Here is a 7,598-nt window from a genome sequence, read left to right on the forward strand (position 1 = left end):
CCGCATCGACAGGCCGAACACATGGCCGCACCGACCAGCTCTGCAACAGCTCAAGAACACCCTTGCCGACGGAGAGCCGTCCACACAGGGTCGAAAGCACCCATTGGCAGCAGGTCCCAAAGCGGACGGACACTTGGCCGGAAGTGGACCACGCCGCGGGCCCCGGATAACGATTGCCGGGCCGCGCACACCTGAGCTCGCCCACGCCCGCACCTGATCGTCCGAGCGGCAGACTTCCGGTATGACGGCTGGCCCCTGCGTCGGCGCCGTCTGGCCGCCGGACGCGCTCGCAGCTAGCGCCGGAGTTTCGACGATGGACGTCCGCACCGCAGACACGGCCGACGAAGCGGCCGTCCTCGCCACGCTGACGCTGGCCTTCGCCACCGATCCGGTCACGCGCTACTGGTGGCCGCAGGCGAGCGACTACGCCCATTGGTGGCCGAAGGTCGTGCTGGCTCAGGGCGAGCCCGGCTTCGCGCAGGAGACGGTCTTCGTGACGCCGGGATTCGAAGGCGCGGCGATCTGGCTGGCGCCCGGCGTGGAGGCCGATCCCGCGCGCATGGCCGCGCTCGACATGCCGGGCACGGAGGATGAGGAGCGGATCGCCCAGGCGCTGCGCCAGGCCATGGCGCAGTATCATCCCAGCACGCCGCACTGGTATCTCTGGACCCTGGGCGTGGACCCGCGCCTGCAGGGCCGCGGTGTGGGCTCGACCCTGCTGCGGCACGCCCTGGCGCGCATCGACGCGGAAGGCGCCCCCGCCTATCTCGAAGCCTCCAATCCCGCGCTCATTCCGCTCTACGAGCGCCACGGCTTCGAGGTCGTCGGCCGGATCGAGGTCGAGGACGTTCCGCCCCTGACCCCGATGTTTCGCACCGCCAGATCATAGCCGGCGGACACGCTGACGGCGCCGAAGGGCGCGGCCCGAGCGTCGACCGGTCGCCTACCGCGGAGCTCGCGCGGCACGGCTTCGCATTCAGCGAAGCCGGTGACTCCGCGACGGCTCGTGCGTTGTCGGTGCGTCGACAATCCGCGCATCGAAGGGCCAACCTATGTCGGACGCCTCATCCCGACCGATCAATCCGCCGACGGCGCATGGGGATCTCGGCGGTGAGCTCCCGGCCTATGTGGCCAACGGCCTGATCGGACTCCGCGTCCGCCCCATGGCTTTGCGGGCCGGCATGGCGCTGATCAGCGGCTACAGCGGCGAGCACCCGGTCCGGCGGATCGAGGCCGCCGCCAACGCACCCTATCCGCTCGCCGCGGACCTCGGCCTGGGCGGGGCCTGGCTGTCTGATGCCGACAGCGCCGTGTCGGATCTGCAGCAGGACTACGATTTCGGATCCGGCGAATTGCGGAGCCGGTTTCGGGTGACGCTGGGCGGCCGCGAAGCGGCCGTCGAGGTCCTGACCTTCTGCTCCCGCCACGATCCGACCCTGGCCTGCCAGGAGATCGCCGTCACGCTTTCGCAGGGCGGCGAGATCGCACTTCGCGCCAGCATCGACGCCAGAGGCGCCGACGGCCACCTCATCCGGGAGAGCCGGGAGGCGCCCGAAGAGGGGCCCGTGGTCGACGGCGCGCTGCTTTGGCAGTCGGGGGGCGCACTCTCCACCTGTGGCCTGGCCTATGTCGCGACGGTCGAAGGTGGCGACTTCGGAGAGGCGGAGCGATCCGCCTTTCAGTACGGCCAGTTTCACTCGGTGTTCCGCGGTCGGGTCCGTGCGGGACGAGCGGTAAGGCTCCGGCAGATCGTCAGCCTGGTTCCGGACGTGATGCATGCGGCGCCTGACCAGCATGCCGCCCGCTTGGCGGCCAAGGCCGCGCACGATGGATTTGAGGCCCTGCGCGCCGCCAACAGCGAGGTCTGGCGCGAGGTCTGGAAGGGTCGGATTCGACTGGTTGGCGCTTCGGAACGCTGGCAGGCCCTGGCCGACGCTGCGGTCTTCTACCTGAACTGCTCGGCGCACCGGGCCTCGCCTGCCTCGACCTCGATCTTCGGTTTGGCGACCTGGCACGACTATCACTACTATTACGGGCACGTGATGTGGGACATCGAGGCGTTCGCCGTCCCGCCGCTTTGCCTCCTGCAGCCCGACGCCGCCCGCAGCCTTCTCGACTACCGCAGCCGATCCCTCGAGGGCGCGCGGCACAACGCGCGCCTGTTCGGCCGGCGCGGCCTGCAGTTTCCTTGGGAAAGCGCCCCGCGGAGCGGCGAGGAGAGCGCGCCGATCCCAGGAACCGCGGCCTGGCACGAGGATCACGTCTCCCTCGACGTGGCGCACGCCTTCGCGCTGCACGCGTGGCTGACGGGGGACGAGGAGTTCCTTCGCGCGGAGGCCTGGCCCGTGCTGTCCGGCGTCGCGGACTGGATTTCCTCGCGGGCGACCCCAACCGCCAAGGGCTACGAGATCCGCGCATCCATGGGCATCGCCGAACGCGAGCAGCCGGTCGAGAATGCAGCCTTCACCAACATGGCGGCCGCCGTGGTCCTGCGCGAGGCGATCGCCGCAGCGGAGCGGCTCGGTCGCGACGCAGATCCCGTCTGGTCGGAGATTGCGGAGGGGATGATCCTGCCCCGCCGCGGCCCGGTCGTGATCTCGCACGACGGCTACCGCAAGGACGAGGAGAAGGGTGGGACGCCCGACCCGCTCATGGGGATCTTTCCCTTCGGATATCCCCTGTCCGCGGACGAAGAGGCCGCAACGCTGGAATTCTACCTCGAGCAGGCCGAGAGCTACATTGGCAGCCCGATGCTGTCGGCGCTCTACGGCGCGTGGGCCGCGCGCCTCGGCGATCGCAGGCAGGCCCTGCGCCTCCTGGACGAGGGCTACGGCCAGTTCATCCAGGGCCGCTTTCTTCAGACGTTGGAGTACCGGGCGGATCGCTTCCCCGAGCAGCCGCGGGCGGGCCCATTCTTTGCCAACATCGGCGGCTTCCTCACAGGCGTGCTGTTCGGGTTTGCGGGCTTGCGGTGCGGCGGGGGCGCGCCCGCCGACTGGCTGGAGCGGGACGCGAGCCTGCCCCAGGGCTGGCGCAGCATCGAGATCGAGCGGCTCTGGCTCGGCGGACAGCCCATGTCACTCTCCGCCCGCCATGGCGCGCGGGCGACGATCACCCCGCTCGAAGACCGGCCGCCCGAAGCCTAGGGGGCCAGACAGCCGGACGATCCGACGACCTGAAGGATGGTGCGGTCGGCCATGCGCCAGACGGCGACCTTGTGGTCACGCCTGCGAGCGGACCCTCAAGACGGGGCGTTTTCGCCGGCGCCTTGGCCCCTAGCCCCGCATCTTGCCAGGATCTCATCGACGACCGTTGCGAGCGGCGCCGTTGCGTCGATGCGCACACCCGCTTTCGGGACATGGTCCTGCGTCGCGTGGAGATGCACGATCAGATCTCGCTCGTCGGGCGTGCCGCCAAAGTCTGTGGGGTCACGGGCCACGCGTTCGTCGATCCGACGGTTCATGGTCTCCTGATCGACCTCGAGGATGAACACCCCGTCCAGCAGGTCGATGAACTTCTGGAGGTTACGAGAGCCGCCGCAGAAGAACGTGAGCGGCTCATCCTGGTCGGCGATGTACGCCCTGACCTTCCCGACATCCCAGATGTGATGCGCGGAGATCCACGCCGCGGTCGGCGGATCCGTTTCAGGAACGACCGGATGGCCGGTTTCCGGATCGCCGCGATAGGCAAGCTCCCGGTCGCCGTGGACGGCTTGGTAGCCGCGGCGCTGCAACTCGGTCGCGACCGCCGTCTTGCCGGCGCCAGACACCCCTTCGATCAGGAAGTTCCTAACACCCATGCCTGGCTCCCGAAATCCGGCGCGACACCGCGCCGCCGTCGTGCTTTAGCCCAGGTCGCCAGACGTGGGCAGCGGTCAGGCGCCGAGGCTATAGCTCTGCCTCGCGATACGATTGGCCGATTGGCCGCCGCCCGGACGACTATGACGATGAGCTCGGAGCGCCCGCGCCGCAGGGGACAGTGCGATCTGGCTTCCCATCGGCGTCGATGCCGCGGCATGCTGAGACACCGCCGTCGCGGCCGACCCGGACAGAAGGACATCGCGTGAAGACAGGCTTTCTCGTCGCCGTAGCCGGGGCCGTCGCCCTGCTGGCGGCTCCAGCCGCCGCACAGGTTCCGCTCAAGCCGGGCGCCACCAGCCTGCTCCTGTGGCGGGGCGACGAGCAGGCCGCCGGGTTCCGCACCGTCGAGACCATCTACCGGACCCAGGTCATTTCGCGCGGGCATCGGACCAGCCCCCTGCCGGCAGCCGGCCGTCGCATCGGCGCCAGCGTGTCCGTGGAAGGCACGCCCATTGACCTCCAGGACTACATGCAGCGGCGCCGCGTCTCCGGCCTGCTGGCGATCAAGGACGGCAGGGTCGTGCTGGAGGCCTACGGTCTGGGCCGCACGGCCAGCGACCGCTGGACCTCCTTCTCAGTCGCCAAGTCCGTCACCTCCAGCCTGGTCGGGGCCGCGATCCAGGACGGCAAGATCCGCTCCATCGACGACCTGGTCGTCGACTACGTGCCGGAATTGAAGGGCAGCGCCTACGATGGAGTCAGCATCCGGCAGATGCTGATGATGAGCTCCGGCGTTCGCTGGAACGAGGACTACGGCGACCTGCGCTCCGATGTCGTGAAGATGGGCATGGCCGCCTCGCGGCCGGGCCCCAATCCGATCGTCGACTACCTCGGCAAGCTGCCGCGCGATCATGCCCCGGGCGCACGCTTCCACTACAACACCGGCGAGACCGATCTCGTCGCCGGCCTGCTGAAGAAGGCGACCGGCAAGCCCCTCGCCGAATACCTGTCCGAGAAGATCTGGCGGCCGGTGGGCATGGAGCAGGATGGCGTCTGGATGGTCGACGGCAGCGGCCTCGAACGCGGCGGCTGCTGCATCTCCATGACCTTGCGCGACTACGGGCGCTTTGGCCTGTTCATGCTGCAGGACGGCGTGGTGGGCGACCGCCGGATCCTCCCGCCCGGCTGGGTGAAGGCGGCGACCACGCCCCAGATCCGCAACGGCGCGCCCGACGGCGGCTACGGCTACTTCTGGTGGATGGTCCCGGGCGGCTACGCGGCCGAGGGCATCTTCGGCCAGGCGATCTACGTCTACCCCGCCGATCGAATGGTCGTGGTCTTCAACTCGGCGTGGCCCGAAGCCGACGAGGACGAGTTGTGGCGGGAGCAGGCCGCGGTCGCCGAGGGCATCCGCGCGGCGGCCGGCCGCCGGTAAGCGCCGGGATCGGCCGCGTAGACGGCGGCAGGCGCCCGCCCTACGCTCGCAGGCTCTCCACCAGCTCGCGCGCATAGGGTCTCAGCTCGTCCGCGGCCCGGACCACGATGGTGAGTTCGCGCAGCGCCCAGTCGTCGGTCAGGTCGATGGTCGCGAGGGACATGGTCCGCGCCGCACGCGCCGCCGTCGTCTGCGGCACGACGCCGATGCCGACGCCCGACTCCACCATCCGGCAGACCGCGTCGAAGCTGCGGAGCTGGATCCGGGCCCTCAGGGGCCGGCCCTCGCGCGCGGCCTTGGCGGTAAGGAACCGCTGTAGGGAGCTCGACCGCTCCAGCCCCACGACGTCGTAGTCGAGCACCTCGGCGAAGGCGACCGACCCGCGCGCGGCCAGGGGATGGCCGGTGGCCGCCACCACCACGAAGCGGTCCGAGCGGAACGGATAGGTCTGCAGGGCGCCCACATCGACGGTGCCGGCCACGATGCCCACGTCGCCCACGCCCTCGGCGATCAGGCCGACGATCTCGTCCGACAGCCGCTCCTCCAGGTCGACGCTGACGTGCGGATGGGCGGCCAGGAACGAGCTGAGGGCCTCGGGCAGGAATTCGGTCAGGGCGTTGGTGTTGGCCAAGAGGCGCACCTCGCCCGACAGGCCGCCGGCGAAGGCCGAGAGGTCCTCGCGCATCCGCGCCGCCTGGCCCAGGATCGTGCGGGCGTGCTTCAGGAACGCGCGGCCGGCCGCCGTCGGGGTGACCCCCTGGCGCGAGCGGGTGAACAGCGCGGCGCCCAGCACCGCCTCCACGTTGCGGATCCGGGTGGAGGCTGCCGCCAGGGCCAGCGCGCTGCGCTCCGCCCCCGCCGTGATCGAACCCGCGTCAGACACGTCGCAGAACAGCCGCAGGTCAGTGAGATCGAACCGCATCCTTCGCCTTTCGCGAAGGAACACTAACCCGATCGCGCATTGCCCCCAAGGGCAGAGACATGAGACTTCGGCGTTTGCGAAAGATCGACCGGGCCTGAACAAGCCGGTTTCCTGTAGTCGAACAGTCACTTTCCGACCGTTCGTTGACACCCCCCGCCCGGCGCTTAAAACCGGCGGGGCTTGAGGCTTTGGGGAGGCGACGGCGCTTCGATGACAACCGTTCCACGCGGTCCCGCCGACCGTCCCATGTCGCCGCATCTGCAGGTGTGGCGCTGGCACGTCACCATGCTCACCTCGATCCTGCACCGGGTCACCGGCGTCGGGCTCTACCTCGGCGGGCTGATCGCCGCCGCCTGGGCGGTCTCGCTGGCCGCGGGGCCCGAGGCCTACGAAACCTTCAAGGCCGTGCTGGGCTCGCCGCTGGGCAAGTTCGTCATGTTCGGCATGACGCTGTCGGTCTTCTACCACCTGGGCAACGGCATCCGGCACCTGGTGTGGGACTTCGGCTACGGCCTGGACATCAAGAGCGCCAACTCGTCGGCCTGGGCCGTGTTCGGCTTCACCGTCGCGGCCACCCTCGCCACCTGGGCGATCGCCTTCCAGATCGGAGCGCTCTGAGATGAGCTTCCGCACACCCCTTTCCACCGCCCGCGGCCTGGGCTCGGCCAAGCACGGCGTCGGCCACTGGATCTCCGAGCGCGTCGCCGCCGTGGCCTTGGTCCCGCTGGTCGTCTGGGGCGCCTACAGCGTCATCCTGCTGGCCCGCATGGACTACTACGAGGCCGTCGAGTGGATCCGCAGCCCAGTGAACGCCACGCTGATGGTCCTGACCCTGGGCATCAGCTTCATGCACATGCAGTCGGGCCTGCGCGTGGTCATCGAGGACTACGTCTATTCCCACCTGAACAAGGCCGCCTGCCTCTTGGCCAACCTCTTCGTCTGCGGCCTCGCCGGCGCGCTGGCCATCATGTCCATCCTCAAGGTCGCGCTGGGGGGCGCCTGAACCCATGGCGACGTACGAATTCATCGACCACAAGTTCGACGTGGTGGTGGTCGGGGCCGGCGGCTCCGGCCTGCGCGCGGCGCTGGGCTGCGCCCAGGCCGGGCTGAAGACGGCCTGCATCACCAAGGTCTTCCCGACCCGATCGCACACCGTCGCCGCGCAGGGCGGGATCTCCGCGTCCCTGGGCAACATGGGCGAGGACGACTGGCGCTGGCACATGTACGACACCGTCAAGGGGTCGGACTGGCTGGGTGACCAGGACGCCATCGAATACCTGTGCCGCAACGCGCCGGCCGCGGTGTACGAGCTTGAGCACTGGGGCGTGCCGTTCAGCCGGACGGCCGACGGCAAGATCTACCAGCGCGCCTTCGGCGGCATGACCAAGAACTACGGCGAGGCCCCGATCCAGCGCACCTGCGCGGCGGCCGACCGCACCGG

The 7,598-nt window shown here is 69.6% G+C and carries 8 protein-coding genes; 6 read left to right on the forward strand and 2 right to left on the reverse strand.

Annotated elements, in window-relative coordinates:
• Positions 1-313: 313 nt before the first annotated feature.
• Positions 314-889, forward strand: coding sequence for an N-acetyltransferase (locus A2790_RS03775; RefSeq protein ID WP_293387736.1), 576 nt, complete (start codon positions 314-316; stop codon positions 887-889).
• Positions 890-1,052: 163 nt separating this feature from the next.
• On the forward strand, positions 1,053-3,146 hold the full coding sequence (locus A2790_RS03780; protein WP_293387738.1) for a glycoside hydrolase family 65 protein: 2,094 nt from the start codon (positions 1,053-1,055) through the stop codon (positions 3,144-3,146).
• 95 nt (positions 3,147-3,241) lie between these two features.
• Here A2790_RS03780 and A2790_RS03785 read toward each other — a convergent pair whose 3' ends face one another.
• Positions 3,242-3,799 (reverse strand): hypothetical protein, encoded by a 558-nt coding sequence (locus A2790_RS03785; RefSeq protein WP_293387740.1) that lies wholly within the window; start codon positions 3,797-3,799, stop codon positions 3,242-3,244.
• A 263-nt stretch (positions 3,800-4,062) separates the two neighbouring features.
• Here A2790_RS03785 and A2790_RS03790 point away from each other — a divergent pair, with 263 nt between their 5' ends.
• The gene (locus A2790_RS03790; protein ID WP_293387742.1) at positions 4,063-5,235 is read left to right on the forward strand and encodes a serine hydrolase; all 1,173 of its coding nucleotides are present in this window, start codon (positions 4,063-4,065) and stop codon (positions 5,233-5,235) included.
• Between the two features lie 40 nt (positions 5,236-5,275).
• Here the strand turns inward: A2790_RS03790 and A2790_RS03795 are convergent, their stop codons facing one another.
• Positions 5,276-6,157: a LysR substrate-binding domain-containing protein gene (locus A2790_RS03795; RefSeq protein ID WP_293387744.1), complete on the reverse strand. Its 882-nt coding sequence runs from the start codon at positions 6,155-6,157 to the stop codon at positions 5,276-5,278.
• A 246-nt stretch (positions 6,158-6,403) separates the two neighbouring features.
• Between A2790_RS03795 and sdhC the strand changes: the two genes are divergently transcribed.
• The 3 genes from sdhC to A2790_RS03810 form a co-directional block, all read left to right on the forward strand.
• Positions 6,404-6,775, forward strand: a complete 372-nt coding sequence (gene sdhC / locus A2790_RS03800) for a succinate dehydrogenase, cytochrome b556 subunit (RefSeq protein ID WP_293387746.1) — start codon at positions 6,404-6,406, stop codon at positions 6,773-6,775.
• Position 6,776: 1 nt separating this feature from the next.
• Complete coding sequence (gene sdhD, locus A2790_RS03805) at positions 6,777-7,160, forward strand: succinate dehydrogenase, hydrophobic membrane anchor protein (RefSeq protein ID WP_293387748.1); 384 nt, start codon at positions 6,777-6,779, stop codon at positions 7,158-7,160.
• Between the two features lie 4 nt (positions 7,161-7,164).
• A partial coding sequence (locus A2790_RS03810) for an FAD-binding protein (RefSeq protein WP_293387750.1) occupies positions 7,165-7,598 on the forward strand: 434 nt, incomplete at its 3' end.

Origin of the sequence: Phenylobacterium sp. RIFCSPHIGHO2_01_FULL_69_31 (assembly GCF_001824475.1) — a bacterium.
GTDB lineage: Bacteria > Pseudomonadota > Alphaproteobacteria > Caulobacterales > Caulobacteraceae > Phenylobacterium.